Annotated in this window: 17 protein-coding genes; 5 read left to right on the forward strand and 12 right to left on the reverse strand. The window is 32.1% G+C overall.

Annotated features, from left to right (window positions below; all coding sequences use genetic code 11):
• The first annotated feature begins 49 nt into the window (after positions 1 to 49).
• Positions 50 to 1,669, forward strand: a complete 1,620-nt coding sequence (locus tag JOOMADRAFT_RS13930; RefSeq protein ID WP_008614466.1) for an ABC-F family ATP-binding cassette domain-containing protein — start codon at positions 50 to 52, stop codon at positions 1,667 to 1,669.
• Between the two features lie 103 nt (positions 1,670 to 1,772).
• Here JOOMADRAFT_RS13930 and JOOMADRAFT_RS13935 read toward each other — a convergent pair whose 3' ends face one another.
• From JOOMADRAFT_RS13935 to JOOMADRAFT_RS13955, 5 genes are all read right to left on the reverse strand, one after another.
• Positions 1,773 to 2,813 (reverse strand): alpha/beta hydrolase, encoded by a 1,041-nt coding sequence (locus JOOMADRAFT_RS13935; RefSeq protein ID WP_008614467.1) that lies wholly within the window; start codon positions 2,811 to 2,813, stop codon positions 1,773 to 1,775.
• Positions 2,814 to 2,993: 180 nt separating this feature from the next.
• Positions 2,994 to 3,476 (reverse strand): hypothetical protein, encoded by a 483-nt coding sequence (locus JOOMADRAFT_RS13940; RefSeq protein WP_008614468.1) that lies wholly within the window; start codon positions 3,474 to 3,476, stop codon positions 2,994 to 2,996.
• A gap of 215 nt (positions 3,477 to 3,691) precedes the next feature.
• Complete coding sequence (fumC, locus tag JOOMADRAFT_RS13945; RefSeq protein WP_008614469.1) at positions 3,692 to 5,089, reverse strand: class II fumarate hydratase; 1,398 nt, start codon at positions 5,087 to 5,089, stop codon at positions 3,692 to 3,694.
• A 93-nt stretch (positions 5,090 to 5,182) separates the two neighbouring features.
• The gene (locus JOOMADRAFT_RS13950) at positions 5,183 to 5,632 is read right to left on the reverse strand and encodes a hypothetical protein (protein ID WP_008614470.1); all 450 of its coding nucleotides are present in this window, start codon (positions 5,630 to 5,632) and stop codon (positions 5,183 to 5,185) included.
• 19 nt (positions 5,633 to 5,651) lie between these two features.
• Positions 5,652 to 6,287, reverse strand: a complete 636-nt coding sequence (locus tag JOOMADRAFT_RS13955) for a DUF4136 domain-containing protein (RefSeq protein WP_008614472.1) — start codon at positions 6,285 to 6,287, stop codon at positions 5,652 to 5,654.
• 438 nt (positions 6,288 to 6,725) lie between these two features.
• On the opposite strand from JOOMADRAFT_RS13955, the gene JOOMADRAFT_RS20345 reads away from it, so the two are divergent.
• The gene (locus JOOMADRAFT_RS20345; RefSeq protein ID WP_008614474.1) at positions 6,726 to 6,899 is read left to right on the forward strand and encodes a hypothetical protein; all 174 of its coding nucleotides are present in this window, start codon (positions 6,726 to 6,728) and stop codon (positions 6,897 to 6,899) included.
• Between the two features lie 51 nt (positions 6,900 to 6,950).
• Here the strand turns inward: JOOMADRAFT_RS20345 and JOOMADRAFT_RS13965 are convergent, their stop codons facing one another.
• The 3 genes from JOOMADRAFT_RS13965 to prfB form a co-directional block, all read right to left on the reverse strand.
• Positions 6,951 to 9,470 carry an outer membrane beta-barrel family protein gene (locus tag JOOMADRAFT_RS13965; protein ID WP_008614475.1) on the reverse strand — a complete coding sequence of 840 codons (2,520 nt, stop codon included), beginning with the start codon at positions 9,468 to 9,470 and terminating at the stop codon, positions 6,951 to 6,953.
• A gap of 90 nt (positions 9,471 to 9,560) precedes the next feature.
• Entirely contained in the window at positions 9,561 to 9,902 is a 342-nt protein-coding gene (gene arsC, locus JOOMADRAFT_RS13970; RefSeq protein WP_008614476.1) for an arsenate reductase (glutaredoxin), read from the reverse strand.
• A gap of 121 nt (positions 9,903 to 10,023) precedes the next feature.
• Positions 10,024 to 11,118 (reverse strand): peptide chain release factor 2, encoded by a 1,095-nt coding sequence (gene prfB / locus JOOMADRAFT_RS13975; RefSeq protein ID WP_008614477.1) that lies wholly within the window; start codon positions 11,116 to 11,118, stop codon positions 10,024 to 10,026.
• 97 nt (positions 11,119 to 11,215) lie between these two features.
• On the opposite strand from prfB, the gene JOOMADRAFT_RS13980 reads away from it, so the two are divergent.
• The gene (locus JOOMADRAFT_RS13980; protein WP_008614478.1) at positions 11,216 to 12,250 is read left to right on the forward strand and encodes a threonine aldolase family protein; all 1,035 of its coding nucleotides are present in this window, start codon (positions 11,216 to 11,218) and stop codon (positions 12,248 to 12,250) included.
• Positions 12,251 to 12,347: 97 nt separating this feature from the next.
• Here the strand turns inward: JOOMADRAFT_RS13980 and JOOMADRAFT_RS13985 are convergent, their stop codons facing one another.
• On the reverse strand, positions 12,348 to 14,129 hold the full coding sequence (locus JOOMADRAFT_RS13985) for a hypothetical protein (protein WP_008614479.1): 1,782 nt from the start codon (positions 14,127 to 14,129) through the stop codon (positions 12,348 to 12,350).
• Between the two features lie 415 nt (positions 14,130 to 14,544).
• Positions 14,545 to 14,865: a YegP family protein gene (locus JOOMADRAFT_RS13990; RefSeq protein ID WP_040879756.1), complete on the reverse strand. Its 321-nt coding sequence runs from the start codon at positions 14,863 to 14,865 to the stop codon at positions 14,545 to 14,547.
• A 192-nt stretch (positions 14,866 to 15,057) separates the two neighbouring features.
• Between JOOMADRAFT_RS13990 and JOOMADRAFT_RS13995 the strand changes: the two genes are divergently transcribed.
• Entirely contained in the window at positions 15,058 to 16,158 is a 1,101-nt protein-coding gene (locus JOOMADRAFT_RS13995; protein ID WP_008614482.1) for an OmpA family protein, read from the forward strand.
• A 227-nt stretch (positions 16,159 to 16,385) separates the two neighbouring features.
• On the opposite strand, the gene JOOMADRAFT_RS14000 is transcribed toward JOOMADRAFT_RS13995, so the two are convergent.
• Together JOOMADRAFT_RS14000 and JOOMADRAFT_RS14005 are read right to left on the reverse strand one after the other, a co-directional pair.
• The gene (locus JOOMADRAFT_RS14000; protein ID WP_008614486.1) at positions 16,386 to 16,823 is read right to left on the reverse strand and encodes a thioredoxin family protein; all 438 of its coding nucleotides are present in this window, start codon (positions 16,821 to 16,823) and stop codon (positions 16,386 to 16,388) included.
• 41 nt (positions 16,824 to 16,864) lie between these two features.
• Positions 16,865 to 17,188, reverse strand: a complete 324-nt coding sequence (locus JOOMADRAFT_RS14005) for a YbaB/EbfC family nucleoid-associated protein (protein WP_008614490.1) — start codon at positions 17,186 to 17,188, stop codon at positions 16,865 to 16,867.
• A gap of 62 nt (positions 17,189 to 17,250) precedes the next feature.
• Here JOOMADRAFT_RS14005 and JOOMADRAFT_RS14010 point away from each other — a divergent pair, with 62 nt between their 5' ends.
• Positions 17,251 to 19,383 carry a S9 family peptidase gene (locus JOOMADRAFT_RS14010; protein WP_008614492.1) on the forward strand — a complete coding sequence of 711 codons (2,133 nt, stop codon included), beginning with the start codon at positions 17,251 to 17,253 and terminating at the stop codon, positions 19,381 to 19,383.
• The last annotated feature ends 66 nt before the right edge of the window (positions 19,384 to 19,449 follow it).

Genomic DNA, 19,449 nt, shown 5'->3' on the forward strand with positions numbered 1-19,449 from the left:
GTGTTAATTTTGTTACTTTTGCAGCGCGAATAATTAAAAACAATAGTGAATGTTATCAGTTTCTAATTTATCTGTACAATTTGGAAAGAGAGTTTTGTTTGATGAAGTAAATGTTGCTTTTACTCAAGGAAATTGCTACGGAATTATAGGTGCTAATGGTGCCGGAAAATCAACATTTTTAAAAATATTATCTGGAAAGCAAGATCCCACTAGCGGACATGTTCATTTGGAACCAGGTAAGCGTATGTCTGTTTTAGAACAGGATCACTATGCTTATGATGATACTCCAGTTTTAGAAACTGTGTTAAGCGGAAATAAACCTTTGTTTGCCATAAAAAAAGAAATGGACGAGCTGTATGCCGACTATTCCGATGAAAATGCAGATAGAATAGGGGAGTTACAAGTTCAGTTTGAAGAAATGGATGGCTGGAATGCCGATAGTAATGCTGCTGCTTTACTGTCTAACTTAGGAATTTCTGAAGATTTACATTATAGCTTAATGTCGGATTTAGATGGGAAACAGAAAGTACGTGTTTTATTAGCACAAGCATTATTTGGAAATCCAGATGTGCTTATTATGGATGAGCCTACGAACGACTTGGATTTTGAAACCATTTCTTGGCTTGAAAATTTCTTAGCTAATTATGAAAATACGGTAATAGTTGTTTCTCACGACCGTCATTTCTTAGATGCTGTTTGTACAAGTATTGCAGATATAGATTTTGGAAAAGTAAATGTGTACAGTGGAAACTATACTTTCTGGTATGAAAGTAGTCAGCTTGCCGCTAGACAAAGAGCACAACAAAATAAAAAGGCAGAAGATAAGGCTAAAGAATTAAATGAGTTTATTCAACGTTTTAGCGCCAATGTAGCAAAAAGTAAACAAGCTACATCTCGTAAAAAAATGTTAGAAAAATTAAAAGTAGATGAGATAAAACCTTCTAGTAGACGTTATCCTGCTATTATTTTTGAGCGTGAGCGTGAGGCTGGAGACCAGATACTAAATGTGGAAGGATTAACTGCTAGTATTGATGGGGATGTTTTATTTAATGGAGTAGATATTAATTTGGCAAAAGGAGATAAAGTGGCTATTATTTCAAAAGATTCTAGAGCAACTACTGCTTTTTACGAAATTATAAACGACAATCTTAAGCCAGACTCTGGGAAATTCCAATGGGGAATTACAACCACTCAAGCTTATTTACCAGCAGATAACGCTTCCTTTTTTGATAATGATGATACGTTAGTAGATTGGTTACGCCAATATGCAAAAACAGAAGAAGAAAGAGAAGAGGTGTTTGTTCGTGGGTTTTTAGGAAAAATGCTTTTTAGTGGAGAAGAAGCGTTAAAAACAGGGCGTGTATTATCTGGAGGGGAGAAAGTACGTTGTATGTTGAGTAGAATGATGATGATAAGAGGAAATGTGTTAATGCTAGATGAGCCTACAAATCACTTAGACTTAGAGAGTATTACAGCATTTAACAACTCATTAAAGAAGTTCCCTGGAACAATAATGCTAACTTCTCATGACCATGAGTTTACACAAACTATTGCTAACAGAATTATTGAGTTAACACCAAACGGAACAATAGATCGTTATTTATCTTTTGATGATTATATGAGCGATAATTCTATTAAAGAGCAACGTGCTAAAATGTATAAAAGCTAATTAAACTATTAGTTAGCTTTTTTTAGAATATAACAAATCTAAAAGCCTGTCAAAATTATGTTTTGATAGGTTTTTTTAGTTAAAAAGGACTAATTAATAAATGTTATTGTTCTTTTATAAATTGTATTATTTTAGAAGAAGCTTCATTGTCTATTTTATAATAAGTTGAAGACATTTTTAATGCTGAAGGGTCCATTTTTTCGTTTGTTAAAAAATGATTTAAACCTTCAATTACATCAATTTCGATTAGTGGATTATTGAAGTTTTTTAATAACTCAGAGTTTGCTTTTGGATCTATAAAAATATCTTTCGATCCAATAATGTATAAAATAGGTGTTTTAGTATTTATGTAGGTGTCTTCATAATTTTGCCGTAAGAGATCTTTTCTACTTGGGAAAGTCCAAAACTGAAACCTTTTATAGTTTCTTCTTTTATGTCCATGTTTTTTAGCTTCTTTGGTAATTTTTTTAGATAATTTTAAATCGTCTTCTTGTAGATTCTGTTCCACAACTCTTTGAGCAACACTAATAATTTCTATTTTTCTGTTGATGTCATCATAAATGAGTTCATCATCAAAATTGTTAACACCAGTTTTTATTTGATACTTTAAAAATTCTGCATGTTTTTGAGTGGGAGCAGACCATTGTACTAAAAAGTCAATATTTGCGCCGTTTTTAAGTGCTCCAGCTGTAGCCATACCACCTTGACTATGACCAATGAGTCCTAAAGATGCAATTTGTATGTTTTCATTAGTTCTTATTGCTTCAATGGCAGAAATTAGATCATTCGTTATATCCGAAACTCCGTAGTTAATCTGAGAGTTTTCTCCTTCCGAATTACCAACACCACGTTCATCATATCTATAAACCCCTATATTATTTTCTAATAATTCTTCAGCGAGTTTATAATGACTATGTCTAGTATCTAAGCCAGATCCAGGAACAATAATTACAATTTTATTACAACCATTTTTAGGGGTAATTAAGGTTCCAGAAAGGTTAATGTTCTCAAGTTTATTTTTAAATGTAATTTCTTTAAAACTATAATTTTGTTTATTTGAGATTTCTTTTTCATATTCAAATATTTCTTGGCTATTTCCTTTCAGAAAGAAAAACAAGAATATTGTTAAGTAAACATGTTTCATATTTATTTTGGATTTATCAACTTAATAGGAATTACTTTTATTAGTTTCTAATATGAAATAAAACCCTACAATTTTATTACAGGAGGGCTAAGAAAGGAATAGAAAGCATATTTGTAAATTTGTGACAAACAGAATAAAATAGTCTACTAAAAATCCTGTGTGTTTATAGTCGTAGAAGGATTATTCGCAATCTACTTTGATAAGCGCTTGTGTGGTATTAAAATCAAGTTTTGTATTGTCTTTAAAAACAAATTTCCCGTCTTTATCGATGGTTTCTCCATATCCAGGAATAAATTTGTCGCCATCTTTCATAAAAATAACTTCACGAGTAGATGTAGTTCCTTCCGCTTGAAACGTATAATCTGCTTTTAAAATATCGCCATTTAATTTTCCATTAATTGTTCCAAAGCTTTTATCCTTTTCATAAAATTTATAAGCTAAACTTCCAGTAACAACATCTTCAGATTTTTCTATGGATAATTTAATGGAATCTTTTCCTTGAACAAATAAGTAACATTCTGCTGTTGGGACTTGGTCTAGAATGGTTTCTTTGTTCAGTTTTCCAAGTTCTATAATGTTTTCTTCTTTCTCTTTTGGCTTTTCTTTACATGAAAAACTTAATAAAGTTAAAGCAGTTAAACAGAATTTGACGCTATTTTTCATATATGGCATTTATAAATTGATTCAGAAAAATAATAAAAATAGTGGCTGCCTAAAAAGTATTTAAACCCTAAATGTCATCCTGAGCTTGTTGAAGGATTTTTTTGAGAGTTAGTAGTGTAAAACTTCGACAAGCTCAGTTCGACAAGCTCAGTTCGAGAACTACAAATTGCTTTTTAGGCAGCCACTTTACAATTTTTTATGATTAATTGAACGGATTATTTTAATCCACCAACCATATCTTCAGGTTTTACCCATTCGTCAAACTCTTCAGCAGTAAGATAATTTAATGCTAATGCAGCTTCTTTTAGGGTAGTTCCTTCTTCATGCGCTTTATTTGCAATTTCCGCAGCTTTATAATATCCTATTTTAGTATTTAAAGCAGTTACCAACATTAAAGAATTATTTAAAAGTTCTTTAATACGTTTTGTATTTGGTTCGATTCCGCTAGCACAATGCTCTTCAAAACTAGCACACGCATCTCCAATAAGTCTAGCCGACTGTAATAGGTTTGCCGCCATCATAGGTTTGAAAACATTAAGCTCATAATGACCTTGAGCTCCTCCAACAGTTAAAGCAACATCATTCCCCATTACTTGCGCGCAAACCATTGTTAATGCTTCACATTGTGTAGGATTTACTTTTCCAGGCATAATAGAACTTCCTGGCTCGTTAGCAGGAATATTAATCTCTCCAATTCCACTTCTAGGGCCAGAAGCCATTAATCTAATATCGTTTGCAATTTTATTCAAAGAAACAGCTAGCTGCTTTAAAGCACCATGTGTTTCTACAAAAGCATCATGAGCAGCTAAAGCCTCAAATTTATTGTCGGCCGATTTAAAAGGGTGTTCTGTAAATTTTGCAATAAATTCAGCTACACGTTTTGCATATCCTTTTGGAGCATTTAAACCAGTTCCTACAGCAGTTCCACCTAAGGCAAGTTCAGAAAGATGCTCTAAAGTGTTGTTTAATGCTTTTAAACCGTGGTCTAATTGAGAAACATATCCAGAAAACTCTTGTCCTAATGTAAGTGGTGTAGCATCCATAAGATGCGTTCTTCCAATCTTAACTACATTTTTAAATTCTTCCGATTTCTTTTTTAAAGTATTTCTCAGTTGAGTTACTCCAGGAATGGTATTTTCTACAACCATTTTATAGGCAGCAATATGCATTCCTGTAGGAAAAGTGTCGTTAGAAGATTGTGATTTATTTACATCGTCATTTGGTTGTAAGGTTTTGTCGCCTTCTCCAATTTTGTTGCCAGCTAATTGGTGAGCTCGGTTTGCAATAACTTCATTTACATTCATATTACTTTGCGTACCAGAACCAGTTTGCCAAATTACAAGCGGAAATTGATCGTCGTGTTTACCTTCTAAAATTTCATCGCAAGCTTGTGCAATAAGGTCTCTTTTATCAATAGGTAAAACTCCGAGTTCGCAATTGGTATAAGCAGCAGCTTTTTTTAGGTATGCAAACCCATATACTACTTCCAGAGGCATAGAAGCAGGAGCTCCTATTTTAAAATTGTTTCTAGAACGTTCTGTTTGCGCTCCCCATAACTTATCTGAAGGAACTTTTACTTCCCCCATTGTATCTTTTTCTATTCTAAAATCCATAGTTTGAATTAATCTTTTTGTAGTACAAATTTACATTATTATCAATTAAAAAACCGCTTTATTAATGTAGATTAACACCTTTAAAAATAAATGTTATTCTGCTAAAAAATCTAATTTAGCACCATCAACAACATTGTCGAGATACCTTTTTAAGAAAAAGAAATTTGTAGTTTTCTTAACGCCAATTGCTTTTACAAATTTTCCATAATATTTTTTATCGGTTTTTACTTTTTGAAGATCTGTTTTAATAACTTCTTTGTTTAAATCGTTAATTTGATCTTCTGTATATGTTGTAAGATTATTAGAATATAACTCGAATAAAGCTGCTTTTTCAACAGCAATTTCACCGCTTTCATCCAAATATTTATCAAAAATAGGAGCAAAGGCTTCTTCTTCTGAAGGAGAAAGCTCCAATTCTTCATAGATAAACGATTTAAGTTCAAGGTTAAGATTAGCTTTTATTAAATCTATATAATCTTGACTGTCTTGTGCTTTTGTTACTCCTGCACTTAGGATTAGTAGTAAAAGAATTAATTTTTTCATTGAAATAGTTATTTACTGATTAGTTAATTTCTAAATAGTCGTCGGATTGGTCAAATGCTTCATCGATTTGGTCATTAATAAACTGTATGTTTCCGCTTTGAGAACCCCTAACAAGTCCGTTAATTCCTGCTCCCCAGACAATATCGATCTGTTGTTCTTCTTCATCTAAAGTATTAGCATCTCCCATTTCAATAAAGATAGTACCTTCTGTCCATTCGTAATAAACAGGATACCATCCTGGATAGAAAGGATCATAATAACCCCACCAATCGTACCATCCATCCCAAATAATATCAATATCTGCATAGGTAGTAGCTAAAGCTTGAGCAGTTATAATTAAGTCTGGAAGATTGTTTTCGTCAATAGTATTTACTTTGGTGTAGCCTAATTCTCCCATATTTAAATCTATACTAGAAAGAATAGCGTCATCATAATCTCGTGTAATAGCCGGATTTGAATTTCCATTTCCATCTTGATCTTCAATCCATCGGATATTATCAACAAGATAATAAGTTGTTGGGTTTTCTGTATTCCAGTAATTTTCAGAATGCTGTGTAACAACTCTGTCGTAATCAGAAATGTCATCATCATCATCACTACAAGCTGTTAAAAGTAGCGTAATTGATAAAAAACTAAGGGCTAGTAATTTTTTCATGTTCTTTATTGTTAAGTTAATATTGGAGGGGGATCTATTTCTAGATGTAGGATTTTCTCTTCAAATATAAAATTAATTAAAAGAGTTTTTATTTAAACAGAAATAATTATTTTTTTACTCGATAATCGAGATTTAAATACTCCGAGGCTTAGCTCGAAATTAAAATGCTTACCCAGTTTAAATACCTCGTGAGCTTGTCTCGAAGTAGTTTGCTAAAGGGCTTTTATCCCTCATAAAGAAGCGAATACCATAAAAGAAGCTATGAGTTTACTGAAGAACTTTGCATCGAAATGAATTAAATTTGTTTTGTTAGAATACTTTGAGAGCTTGACTGAAGCAATTGATTCTTGATTTTTATTAGAAATAATCATGTTTATTGAGGAATAAATTGAGAAATGTGCTTATCTTTGAGGCGAATTCAGAAAATTTCCGGAAACTATGTTCGAATTTGATCAGTATCTTGGCTTTTTAGCGTTCTTATCTATCCTTACAATAGGATTTTGGTTAATGATTTTTTTATTAACCTTTGTAATTCCTTATTGGTTAGGAGGATCAATCATTGAATTGATAAAAGAGAAAAGAGCAGCTAAAAAAGCAAAGTTAGAAGAATAAAAAAAGAAGCCAATCGGCTTCTTTTTTTGTATACTATTTGTTGATATTTTTTTATCCTTCAAATTCTCCACCTTCATCACCACCATTTCCATCATTACCTCTTTTACCACGTTCTCCACGTTGGTTTTTAGGCTGATTGAATCGGTATATAAAAGACACGGTAAATTGGCGTTGTCTCCACTGGAACTCACTGTCGGAAGTAAAAGATAGTTGCCCAGCATCGTTATAAGACTCTGTGTAAGATCTTCTTTTACGAGAGTTTAGCAAGTCGCTTACATTCATAGAAATTGTAGCATTGTCATCTAAAATATCTTTACTTAATGCCATGTCAATAGAAAGCATTCCTTCAGATTTTGTTTGAGAATTTTCTCTTGGACCCATATAGAAACCGTTTGTTTGCCAGTCTATTTTTGAAGGAAGTTTCACTTTAGCACTTAAACGAGAAAACCAACTTGTATTTGAAGCACCATAATCTACTCCTTCATATTCTCCTTCAGTATCAAATTTAAAGAAGTTAAAACTACCGTTAAATTGAAGCCATTCAATAGCACTATACATAACTCCGACTTCTCCACCATACCTTTGGTTTGTAGCCAAGTTAATAGGGATTGTACGGATAATATCAATTCCATCGGAAGTTTGTTGTCCTGTTTCCGTTTGGATTCTCTCAAAAGCATCGGTCTCTCTTTGGTAGTAAACAGAAGAAGTTAATGTTAATTTATCCCATCTTTTTAAATACCCTAAATCAAAAGCATCTGCAAAAGCAGGATTTAAATCAGGATTTCCTTGGAATATATTTGCTCTACTAGATCTAGAAGGAAAAGGATTGATAAACCAACCTCTAGGACGGTTGATACGTCTGTTATATCCTAAAGTAACATTTTCATTGTCTCCCAATTCATAAGTTACATTTACAGTAGGGAAGAGGTTTAAATATTTTTTGTTGAAGTCAGGATCAAAATTAAACCCTAAAGTGTCAATTAACGCTTCGTCGTCTAGTTCCGAGGTTACTTTTCCTTTTAATTGAGTATTCTCTAATCTAAGTCCTAATAAAAATGAAAATTTACCATATTTATTACCATACTGAGAATAGATTGCATTTACATTTTCTTCGTAAGTAAAGAGATTTGAAAGACTATAATTTGTTTCATAGCTATCTGTGTTTGGATTGTATGTATCTAAATTATAATCGTTTTCATTTTTTTCGAAACTCCCACGATATCCAGCTTCAAATTGTGCATCTCCCATAGGTAATACATAATCTGCTTGTACTAAATATTCTGTCTCTTTTTCAGTTTCAAAAACTCTTTCTAAGTTGATAATTTCTTCGGTAGGGAAGAATTGATTTTCAGCAATATCAGTATTAATCTCTTCGTTATCAGTAGAGTACTGAAAATCTGCTGTTAATTTATGCCCTTCATCGTTAAAATTATTGGTATAGTTTAAAGAAAACTGATAGGTGTTATCATCTTCATTTTCTACCTCTTCTCTTAAGGTTTTACTATCAACAACATCATTTATATATCTTACGGTATTATTTTCGGTGCCATCTCTTTCATCAGAAAAACGAGTAAAAAAGCTACCAGTAATAGAAGATTTTTCAGTTAAGAAATATTCCATTCCTAAATTAACATTAAAACCTTTATTTCTACGGAACATATCTCTGTCTTCAGTAATTCTACTAAATTTAGAGTTGTAATAATAATTGTCAAAATTTGCATTTCCAGGAGGCTCACGGTAAAAATAACCTAAGGTTGTAAATAAATTAAAGTTATTAGTTCTTAAGTTTAAGTTTGTATTTACCTGACTTGTAGATGGGTATCCTGCATTTAAATTTACAGAACCATTAAAACCAAGTGTTTTTTCTTTCTTTAAAACGATATTTAAAATACCAGCAGTACCTTCAGCATCATATCTAGCGGATGGACTCGTAATTACTTCCACTTTCTCAATAGCATCTGCAGGAAGTTGTTTTAGCGCATCTGTAGAACCAAATCCTGCCATGGCAGAAGGTTTTCCGTTAATTAAGATACGGACATTTTCATTTCCTCTTAAGCTAATAGCACCTTCAACATCTACCGTTACAGAAGGAACGTTTCCTAAGGCGTCGCTTACAGAAGCACCGCTAGTGGTAAGGTCTTTTCCTATATTGTAAACTTTTTTATCCAGTCTAACTTCTACGGTAGTTTTCTCTCCAACTACTTCAACAGCATCCAATTGTGCTACATCTATAGCTAATTTAATAGTACCTAAATCTTTATCGGCAGTAAGATTTTGATTGTTTAATGTATAAGGTCTATAGGAAATGTATTCAAGTCTTATGTTGTATTTACCTGCAGGAGCATCTACACTAAAGTTACCATTTTGATCGGTAACTCCACCAGTAACTTGGTTTGGATCGTCCAAACTTTGCAAAACAAGAGTAGCATATTCTAAAGGTTCTGAAGTATCTGCATCAATTGCTTTTCCAGATACGGTAATTTGTCCTCCTTCATTTCTATTTGGATTTTGCGCAAATAAAAAGGTAGTAAATAGGGTTGCTGCAAAAATGCAGAAGTGTCTAAATTTCATAGCATGCGTTTATTAGTAGTAGTTTTTAGTTATTCTCATAACTTTGACGCCAAATTTAGACGATGGTTTAACCCTATTTGGTTAAACTTATCATAAAATTGCCTTAATATTTTCAGGCGGTCTACCTATTACTGCTACGTTGTTTTTTATAACTATCGGGCGTTCAATAAGTTTAGGGTTTTCAATCATAGCCTCGATAATTTCATCATCTGTTAAAATTTTATTTTTAAAATTTTCTTTCCAAATGTTTTCATTTTTACGAACCAAATTGATGGGTTTAATTCCTAAACAATTAATTATTTTTCGAAGTTCTTTTTCTGAAGGAATTTCTTCTAAATATTTTACAACTTCATATTCTTTTCCCGATTCTTCAATTATTTGAAGTCCTTCTCTAGATTTTCTACAACGAGGATTATGATATATTTTAATCATGATTTTTAGAATTTTGAAAATTATATTGCTTCTCACAAAGATGAAGCTAATTCTGCTTTAAAATAAACGTGAATTATTTGATTAATTTATACTTGAATAGTAAAATGTTATTTGCATTAAGTTATTCGTCTTTTTGTCCCATCATCATTAAATAGGCTTTTAGAAATTCATCAATATTTCCATCCATTACGGCATCTACATTTCCTGTTTCATGAGCTGTACGTACATCTTTCACCAATTTATATGGATGCATTACATAATTACGAATTTGAGATCCCCATTCAATTTTCATTTTGGAAGATTCTATTTCATCTCTTGCCGCCTGACGTTTTTTAAGCTCTATTTCATACAATTGCGATTTAAGCATTTGCATGGCTTTTTCTCTATTTTCTAACTGCGAACGTGTTTCTGAGTTGTGGATTATAATTCCAGTTGGATGGTGAGTAAGGATGGCTTTTGTCTCTACCTTATTTACATTTTGACCACCAGCGCCGCTAGAACGAGCAAAATCCCATGAAATATCAGCAGGATTAATATCTATTTCAATAGAATCATCCGCAAGTGGGTATACATAAACCGATGCAAATGAGGTGTGCCGTTTTGCATTGCTATCAAAAGGAGAAATACGTACCAATCTATGTACACCATTTTCGCCCTTTAACCAACCAAAAGCAAAATCGCCTTCAAATTCTAATGTAACCGTTTTTATACCTGCAACATCTCCTTCTTGGTGGTTTAGTTCTTTTATTTTATATCCATTTTTTTCTCCCCACATTAAATACATCCGCATAAGCATAGAAGCCCAATCGCAACTTTCTGTTCCTCCAGCTCCAGCAGTAATTTGCAAAACTGCACTCATACTATCTCCTTCTTCAGAAAGCATATTTTTAAATTCCATGCCTTCTATTAGCGACTTAGCTTTTTCGAACTGTGTTACAATATCTTCTTCTGTGGCTTCTCCTTCTTTATAAAATTCAAACAAAACATCAAGCTCGGTTACCAATGTATTTGCTTTATTGTAGTCTTCTACCCATTTTTTTTGAGTACGTAACGCTCTCATTATAGCTTCTGCTTCTTTTGGTTTATCCCAAAAATCTGGAGCAAAAGTCTTTTCTTCTTCATTTTGGATTTCAATAAGTTTCTGTTCAATATTGAGGTATCCTTTTAAATCGGCTGTTCTTTCTGCAAGATTTTTTACCTGATCGGTAGTAATCATAAATCTATATTTTCTTCAAAAGTAAAACACTTTTTTAAATGATTATAAGTTTTTAAAGGATGTATAGTAACTTTACAAAAAAAAATAGTGTTTTTTCATGAATATAAATTTAATAAGCGATACAGTAACTAAACCATCCAAAGAAATGTTGGAGGCAATGATGAATGCTAACGTTGGGGATGATGTTTTTAAAGATGATGCTACGGTGAACGAACTGGAAGCTAAAGTGGCTAAAATGTTTGGTAAAGAAGCGGCGTTATTTTTTCCGAGCGGAACTATGGCTAATCAAACCGCTATAAAAGTCCATACGCAACCCGGAGAACAATTGATAGCTGATAAAGATGCTCATATTTTTAATTATGAAGGGGGAGGCGTTAGTTTTAATAGTGGAGTGTCTTGTAAATTAATTGATGGCGATAATGGTAGGTTTACCGCAAATAATGTAATTGATTCTATAAATCCTCCAGATTTTTATCATAGTCCGCTTACCACATTGGTTTGTCTAGAAAATACAGCAAATAGAGGGGGAGGCGCTTGTTGGGATTTCGAAGAAATTTTAGAGATTAGAAAAGTTTGTGATGAAAATTCTTTGGGATTACATTTGGATGGAGCGCGACTTTGGAATGCTTTGGTGGCAAAAAATGAAACTCCTTTACAATACGGAAAAGTATTCGATTCTATTTCTGTTTGTTTGAGTAAAGGACTAGGATGCCCAATAGGATCTGTGTTAACAGGAAGTAAAGAGTTTATGGATAAAGCATTGAGAGTTCGGAAAGTTTTGGGCGGAGGAATGCGACAAGCAGGGTATTTGGCGGCGGCTGGAATTTATGCATTAGATGCTAACATAGAGAGACTGGCAGAAGACCATAAAAGAGCTAAAGAACTGGCAGAAGTGCTTTCCAAAACATCTTATATTAAAAAAATAGACCCTGTAGAGACTAATATTTTAATTTTCTATTTAAATGATGATATAGATATTGCTGAATTTATGGAAGCGCTCCATAAAAAATCAATTTCTATTATTAATATGGGGCAAGGTAAATTACGTATTGTAACACATTTAGATTATACATCTCAAATGCATGAGATTGTTTTAAAAACACTATCAGAATTAGAAGTAAAAAAACGCTAGTGTTTATATTTTAAAGAATAGTAAGCAACCAAGCTTAGTTGAAAAATTTCCCCCAAAATTTTTAACTACGCTTAGATTGGTTGCTCATTATATTATTTCAAAACAATTTTTTCTGTACTTTTTCTAAGTTGATTTTGGCAAAATTTAATTCAGCAATTAATAGCTTTTTTTTGCTATTTATAAAGTCAGAGGAGTTTTTGAATATAGAAGTGTAATAATTAATTCCTTCTAAAAGATTATTGGTAAAATTTTTAATGTACTTCTCTTGTTTTTTGTCCAATACCTTTGGGAGATTTTCAATTTCCTTTTTAAGGTAATCAATGTAAAGATTCAATTCTTTTATGAACATATTCGGACGGTCTTGTCTTGAAATAACATTTGTTTCCCCATAAATATGTTGTGCCATTTCTTCTAATTTTAAAATTTGTGAGAAATAAGCCATATTGGGGCCAGGGCATATAGAAACGCCTTTTCCTTCTTGTTTTGTAGGAAGGTTATTTGCCAAAAGTGCAGAAGTACCCAAGCCTACACAAATACAAGATTTTTCAATAATTCTATTATAAGCTTTTAGATATTCTTCTGATGTTAATTCTTTCTGTTTGAGTTCATTTATTTTAAGATGTTGATATTGTCTTGATGCCGTACAAATACTTTTTTCAGTAAATTCTTTATTTAGAGAAACATATTTTTTAGGACAAGAACTTCCTGGTCTTCCTTTTTGGATAAGTTTATCTTTTTCTATGTCTTTGGTGTTGCCTCGTAAATTATTAAAAGGAACTCCCAAAGGAGAGATATTACTTAAATAAAGGTCTTTTTCTGTAGCATTTACCAATTTTTTTAGTGTTGCATTATCTACAGTGGTGGCTTCTGGAACTAGTAAAAAGGGAGAGCCCCATCCAACGGAATCCAATTTATAATGGTTTAATAAAAACTCGTGTTCTTGGTGTGTTCCAACACCTCCTTGCGCAGTAATTTTTATTGGAAGTGGAGAAACTGGAGCTTGAATTTCCTTAGTTTTTAATGCTTTTTTATATATTTCATGAAGTTCTGAGGTTAAAACTTCTTTATTATTTTTAAATGTTTCTAGTATTGGGCCTAATAAATAACCTTCGGTAGCAAAGGCATGTCCGCCACAATTTAACCCAGATTCTACTCTAAACTCGGAAACCCAAATTCCCTTTTTTACTAAGAATTTTCCTTGAATTAAAGCCGACCTATAATCGCTTACCTTTAAAACTACTTTTTTTTTGAGTGTATTATTTTCAGGATAAAAATCTTTAAAACTTTCAATATATCCATATAAACGCGGATTCATGCCTGCTGAAAGAATTAAGGATCCGTTTACATTGCTCTCTGCAAAACCTCTTAATGCTGCATGTGCGTCATTATAAATAGTAGGCAATTGAACGTTGTCTTTGTAATTGTCTTTATCAACTTTGGTCATTATATTAACATCAATGCTCCCTTTGTGAATGTTTTTCTGAAGCCAATCTTTTATGTCTCCAAAGCAATTGGTAGAAGAGAGTTTCTTTAAAAACTCTTCTTTTTTAGAAGGAATAATATTGAAATAGCTTTTTAACTCTTCAATCGTTTCAATCGATGTGTTTTTTAATTGCTCAACCTTAGAGTCGATTAAAGTATTCATTAAATCTAAATAGGAAGTAATACGCTTCGCTCTAAAATCGTCTATCTTTTCAGAAATTTCAGTATAAATAAGATTGTATTTTTTGCAATAATGCTTTCTCATTTTTTCAATGAGAACATCATCTACCAAAGAAATAGTAGAATCTATTCCATAAGGCGCAACTTTTAAAGGAGAGTCTATGGTGAAACCTATTCCCATTACTGGAATGTGAAAGGAATGCTGTTTGGGTGTCATATTTTTTGTTTTCAGTTTAAGAGTATATCCTTGTATTTAGTTTAGAATGGTATCCAACTAGGATGCTCTGCAGTGCAATATTATTTAATTGCAATTATAAAAAATATGACAAATGTCAGTTTTGCAAGATAGACATGTATCTTTTTATGGAAGAAAAAGGTTTTTTATAAGAAAAATCATTAATGTCCGAGTAAAAATACAAGACCGCTTTGCTATAAGAAAAAAGAACAAAGACTAAATCTTAACTACCACAAAATAAGTAGCTTAAAAAGACTGCATTTCAAAAATTCCCTTTTTTATTCATTTTTACTAATAGCAAGGGGTCTATTTTTAAAACTCCATTTAAACCTTGATATATGTGGAGTTCAATAAATTCCGTTAATTTTTATCGGGCAACAATAAAGAAAAATGAATTTTAGTTTATACTTTTTATGGCAGCTGAAGGGATATTTTTTTTCATTGTATTTATTCCGTTTTCCATTCCTGCTTCTGAAGAATACACCTGACTTTTACCGATAATTTCTCCATTATTAGTATTTATCACAAAATAAAACTTTCCATCTACATTCGTTTTTCTTTCATATTTATAATGAGTATTATCTTTTATAGCCTCAATAACAGCAAGGGCCTGTTCTTTACTGGCGTAATAATTACTAGTAAATAATAGTTGGTTATTTGGAGTTTTAAACTCAAAAGCGACTAAGGCTTTATTTTTTATCAATAAAATCTTAAACATATAGTAAATAGTTAGTTTTTGTGTCCGAAATTTAATAGTAAGCTTCAAATAGGACAGAAAAATAGGCATTTTTAATGATAATTTAATGAGGATTAATTTGATATTTTATAAAGTTATTCCTAATTTTATGTTAAATACTCTTTCCCTCAAGCACTATATGTTGCTTAATACTAATCACTTAATTAAAAAATCATGAAAAGAATTTTATTTTTATTCTTATTGGCATGTAGTTATGGGGCATTTTCTCAAGACTTGCCTGAGAATCCAGAACCGGGAAAGTGTTATGTTCGTTGTACAACGCCAGATGTGTATGTTAATGAAGATGTACAAATTATGGTAAAACCAGCATATAAGGTTTTAAAAACCTATCCCGCAGAATACAAAACGGTAACAGAAAGAGTTTTGGTAAAAGAAGCTAGTAAAAAACTTACTATTGTTCCTGCAAAATGGGGTACAGAAACAGTTTCTTATGTTTCTAAAGAACCTTCTAATGAGTTAGAAATTGTGCCTGCAACTTTTTCTCCAAGCTCAGAAACTATAGAGATGAAACCTGCATATGCGCAATGGGAATTAGGTGCTCCGGCACCAGATTGTGAATCGTCTAACCCAGACGATTGTAGGTATTGGTGTTATAAAGGATATCCTGCGGAGTATGAAACCTTTCAAAAGGAAGTTCTAGCCGCAGATGCTTCAATAGTTTCTTCTCCAGTTGCAGAAAGGTCTGACAGTTATACTAAAGAAGTAATTGTAGAACCAGCAAGAGTAGAAGAGGTAGAAATTCCTGCTGAATATGATGAAATTACTAAAACTGTATTGGTAAAAGATGCTTATACAGTGGAGGAAACAATACCTGCGGTTTACAATACAGTTTCTCATGAAGTACTTCAAACAAAAGGAGGTTTAACAACATGGAAAGAAGTAGAGTGTACGCTGGTTGAATATAACGCGTTACCTATAAATTGGAATTTAGCAAGTTATACATTAACGCCAGAAGCTAAGAGAATTATAGACGAAAACTTAATGCCTGTTTTACAACAGAACCCTGGGGTTAAAGTTGAGTTAGCTTCTCATACAGATTCTAGAGGAACTAAAGAGAGTAACCAAACATTATCTGAAAGAAGAGCACAGGCGGTTGCTAATTACTTAGTAGAAAAAGGAGTTAATAGAAGTTTATTAGTAGCAAACGGTTATGGAGAATCAAAACTTAAAAACAGATGTTCAGACGGAGTATCTTGTACAGAACGTGAGCATGCAGTAAATAGAAGAACAGAATTTAGATTGATAAATAACTAACCAACTTTTTCAATTTAAATCCCTCATAACGGGTTAATTCTCGGTAATTTGAGTCGAAATGAATTACTTTGTTATGTTTGAATCTTTAGGAATAGGTTTCTATGGAACGGATTCAAAAAAAAAGAGCTGTGAAAACAGCTCTTTTTTATGCTTAGCTACTATATTCACAGAGATAAAATACATTTGTGAATTCGTGGTAAACAAACTTCTGTATAAAATATTGAAGTTTATTGATGCTTTTTTATCATTTTAAAATAATTACGAGGATCTCTAAGGGAATTATACCCTTCAATTTCATCTATTTTTTTTCCTCTAGAATTTAAAAAAACAATTTTAGGAAATACTTTTTGCGAATTATAATCGGAAAGTAATTCTTTATTTTTTTTAAGTTGTTCAGGAGAAATAATATCCACTCTTCTTGGAATGTCTACCTTTACAAGAACATAGTCTTTAGACAGTTCTCTAAATTCATCCGTATCAAATAAATCTGCTTTCAGCATTTTGCAAGGGCCACACCAATCGCTTCCAGTAAAATACATCATTATATTTTTCTTTTCATGTTTAGCTATACTTTTTGCTTCAGAAAAATCGGTATACCATTCTACATTATTTGTGCTAGAAGTAAGCATGAAAGTAGTTATGAAAAGGGAAATAAAAATCTTCATTTATATTTTTTTAAGTTTTATTGCAAAGACTAAGCCAAAAACTATTTAAACATATCCATTCCAGGAATATTTGGCATTCCTTCTTTAGCTACAGCTCCTAATTCGGCTTCATTAATTTTAGTAGCTTGTTCAATTGCTTTATTTATATGTAAAACTAAATAATCTTCTAATTGTTCTTTATCCTGCAATAATTCATCATTTATTTCTAAAGATTTTAACTCACGATTTGCAGTCATTGTTATAGATAAAAGCTTATCGGCACTCTCTTCAGAAACCGTTATTGTATCTAAACGTTTTTTAGTTTCTTCTATTTTTTGTTGGGTTTCTTTTAATTTCCCCATCATTCCCATTAGGTCTCCAAACATAATTTTATATTTTATTTCAACAAAATTACTAAATTAGAAGAATGTATCTAAAATAAATTAATATGAATATCCGTCTTCTCATTCCTTTGCTATGTCTTATTTTTGTGGCTTCCTGTAAAAAGAAAGAAACTAAAAATATGAAAGAGATTACCCCTCCAATTGCAGATAAAAAGCCTGTAACCCTTGAAAAACATGGAGATATAAGAATAGACGATTACTATTGGATGAACGAAAGAGAGAATCCAGAAGTAATTGATTATCTAGAGCGTGAAAATGCTTATTTTGAAAAAATGACCGCACATACCGATGCTTTTGAAGAGGATTTGTTCAAAGAAATGAAGGGGCGTATAAAAGAAGACGATGAGTCGGTACCCTATAAATACAATGGGTATTGGTACATAACCAAGTATGAAGAAGGGAAGGATTATCCTGTTTATATTCGTAAAAAGGATGTTGATGGTGCTGTGGAAGAGGTTATGTTTGACTGTAATGAAATGGCAAAAGATTTTTCTTACTTCAATTTAAGAGGAATTAATATCAGTCCAGATAATAAATTAGCTGTTTTTGGAGTGGATACTTTAAGTAGAAGAAAGTATACTCTTCAAGTTAAAAACTTGGAAACAGGTGAAATACTTCCTTTAAAAATAGAAAATACTACAGGAGGAAGTACTTGGGCAAATGATAATAAAACCTTGTTTTACACTCGAAAAGATGAACAAACTTTAAGGTCTGATAAAGTTTATAAGCATATTTTAGGGCAGAAAAACGCTGAAGATGAGCTGGTTTATAACGAAAAAGACGAAACCTTTAATGCTTTTGTTTACAAAACGAAGTCTAAAAAATATATTGTTTTTGGTTCAGGAAGTACATTAACTTCTGAATATAGCTTTTTGGATGCAGATAACCCAGATGAGGAATTAACCGTTTTTCAACCTAGAATTAGAGGTTTGGAATACAGTATTTCTCATTATAAAGATTCGTTTTACATTATTACCAATGCAGATAAAGCAACCAATTTTAAACTGATGAAAACTTCTGTGGATAAAACCAAAAAAGAAAATTGGGAGGAAGTTATTCCGCATAGAGAAGATGTATTATTAGAAGATATCGATATTTTTAAAGATTACTTGGTTGTTAGTGAACGCTCTAATGGGTTAAATAAAATTAAGGTTACCCGTTGGGATGGAACTAATGAATATTACATTCCGTTTGATAATGAAACTTACACAGTATTTCCATCCACCAATTTAGAGTTTGATACAGATACGCTTCGTTATGTGTATAATTCTTTGACAACGCCTTCGAGTACGGTAGATTTTGATATGATTTCTAAGGAAAAAACAGTATTAAAAGAGCAGGAAGTGCTAGGAGGGAAGTTCGATAAAGATAATTATGCCTCTGAGCGTATCTGGGCAAAAGCTGGAGATGGAACTATGATTCCGATTTCCTTAGTTTATAAAAAAGGAATTAAAAAAGATGGTAAAAATCCATTACTATTATATGGATATGGTTCTTATGGGGCTACTATAGATCCGTATTTTTCTACCGTTAGATTATCGTTATTGGACCGTGGATTTATTTATGCTATTGCACATATTCGTGGCGGGGAATATTTAGGAAGAAAATGGTATGAGGATGGAAAACTATTAACAAAGAAAAACACATTTACCGATTTTGTAGATTGTTCTAAATTTTTAATTGAAGAAAATTATACTTCCAATAAGCACTTGTATGCTATGGGAGGTTCTGCAGGGGGACTTCTAATGGGAGCTGTAATTAATAATGCTCCAGAACTTTATAACGGAGTTATTGCAGCAGTTCCTTTTGTAGATGTAGTTACTACTATGTTAGACGAATCCATTCCATTAACAACAGGAGAATATGATGAGTGGGGAAATCCAAACAATAAGGAGTATTACAACTATATAAAAGAGTATTCCCCATATGATAATGTGGAAGAAAAAGTGTATCCAAATTTATTAGTCACAACAGGATTACATGATTCTCAAGTGCAATATTGGGAGCCAGCAAAGTGGGTAGCAAAGTTAAGAAATGTTAAAAAAGGCGATAACCTTTTATTGTTTCATATTAATATGGATGCAGGCCATGGGGGAGCTTCGGGGAGATTTGAAGCCTTAAAAGAGGTTGCAGAAGAGTATGCATTCCTATTAGATTTGGAAGGAATCCGGCAGTAATTAAAAAAAATAATTAAATTTGCATGGTTTGGAGGAATTCAAAACTATTTTGTATCTAACCAAATT

It is taken from the genome of Galbibacter orientalis DSM 19592, assembly GCF_000260115.1.
GTDB classification, from domain to species: domain Bacteria; phylum Bacteroidota; class Bacteroidia; order Flavobacteriales; family Flavobacteriaceae; genus Galbibacter; species Galbibacter orientalis.

Excerpts from the sequence above, each read along its gene's own strand:
- JOOMADRAFT_RS13955 (WP_008614472.1), bottom strand. The coding sequence starts at position 6,287 with ATGAAAAAATTACTAGCCCTTAGTTTTTTATCAATTACGCTACTTTTA.
- fumC (WP_008614469.1), bottom strand. The coding sequence starts at position 5,089 with ATGGATTTTAGAATAGAAAAAGATACAATGGGGGAAGTAAAAGTTCCT.
- JOOMADRAFT_RS14005 (WP_008614490.1), bottom strand. The coding sequence starts at position 17,188 with ATGTTTGGAGACCTAATGGGAATGATGGGGAAATTAAAAGAAACCCAA.
- JOOMADRAFT_RS13965 (WP_008614475.1), bottom strand. The coding sequence starts at position 9,470 with ATGAAATTTAGACACTTCTGCATTTTTGCAGCAACCCTATTTACTACC.
- arsC (WP_008614476.1), bottom strand. The coding sequence starts at position 9,902 with ATGATTAAAATATATCATAATCCTCGTTGTAGAAAATCTAGAGAAGGA.
- JOOMADRAFT_RS13980 (WP_008614478.1), top strand. The coding sequence starts at position 11,216 with ATGAATATAAATTTAATAAGCGATACAGTAACTAAACCATCCAAAGAA.
- JOOMADRAFT_RS13950 (WP_008614470.1), bottom strand. The coding sequence starts at position 5,632 with ATGAAAAAATTAATTCTTTTACTACTAATCCTAAGTGCAGGAGTAACA.
- JOOMADRAFT_RS13990 (WP_040879756.1), bottom strand. The coding sequence starts at position 14,865 with ATGTTTAAGATTTTATTGATAAAAAATAAAGCCTTAGTCGCTTTTGAG.
- JOOMADRAFT_RS20345 (WP_008614474.1), top strand. The coding sequence starts at position 6,726 with ATGTTCGAATTTGATCAGTATCTTGGCTTTTTAGCGTTCTTATCTATC.
- JOOMADRAFT_RS14010 (WP_008614492.1), top strand. The coding sequence starts at position 17,251 with ATGAATATCCGTCTTCTCATTCCTTTGCTATGTCTTATTTTTGTGGCT.
- prfB (WP_008614477.1), bottom strand. The coding sequence starts at position 11,118 with ATGATTACTACCGATCAGGTAAAAAATCTTGCAGAAAGAACAGCCGAT.
- JOOMADRAFT_RS13930 (WP_008614466.1), top strand. The coding sequence starts at position 50 with ATGTTATCAGTTTCTAATTTATCTGTACAATTTGGAAAGAGAGTTTTG.
- JOOMADRAFT_RS14000 (WP_008614486.1), bottom strand. The coding sequence starts at position 16,823 with ATGAAGATTTTTATTTCCCTTTTCATAACTACTTTCATGCTTACTTCT.
- JOOMADRAFT_RS13935 (WP_008614467.1), bottom strand. The coding sequence starts at position 2,813 with ATGAAACATGTTTACTTAACAATATTCTTGTTTTTCTTTCTGAAAGGA.
- JOOMADRAFT_RS13995 (WP_008614482.1), top strand. The coding sequence starts at position 15,058 with ATGAAAAGAATTTTATTTTTATTCTTATTGGCATGTAGTTATGGGGCA.
- JOOMADRAFT_RS13940 (WP_008614468.1), bottom strand. The coding sequence starts at position 3,476 with ATGAAAAATAGCGTCAAATTCTGTTTAACTGCTTTAACTTTATTAAGT.
- JOOMADRAFT_RS13985 (WP_008614479.1), bottom strand. The coding sequence starts at position 14,129 with ATGACACCCAAACAGCATTCCTTTCACATTCCAGTAATGGGAATAGGT.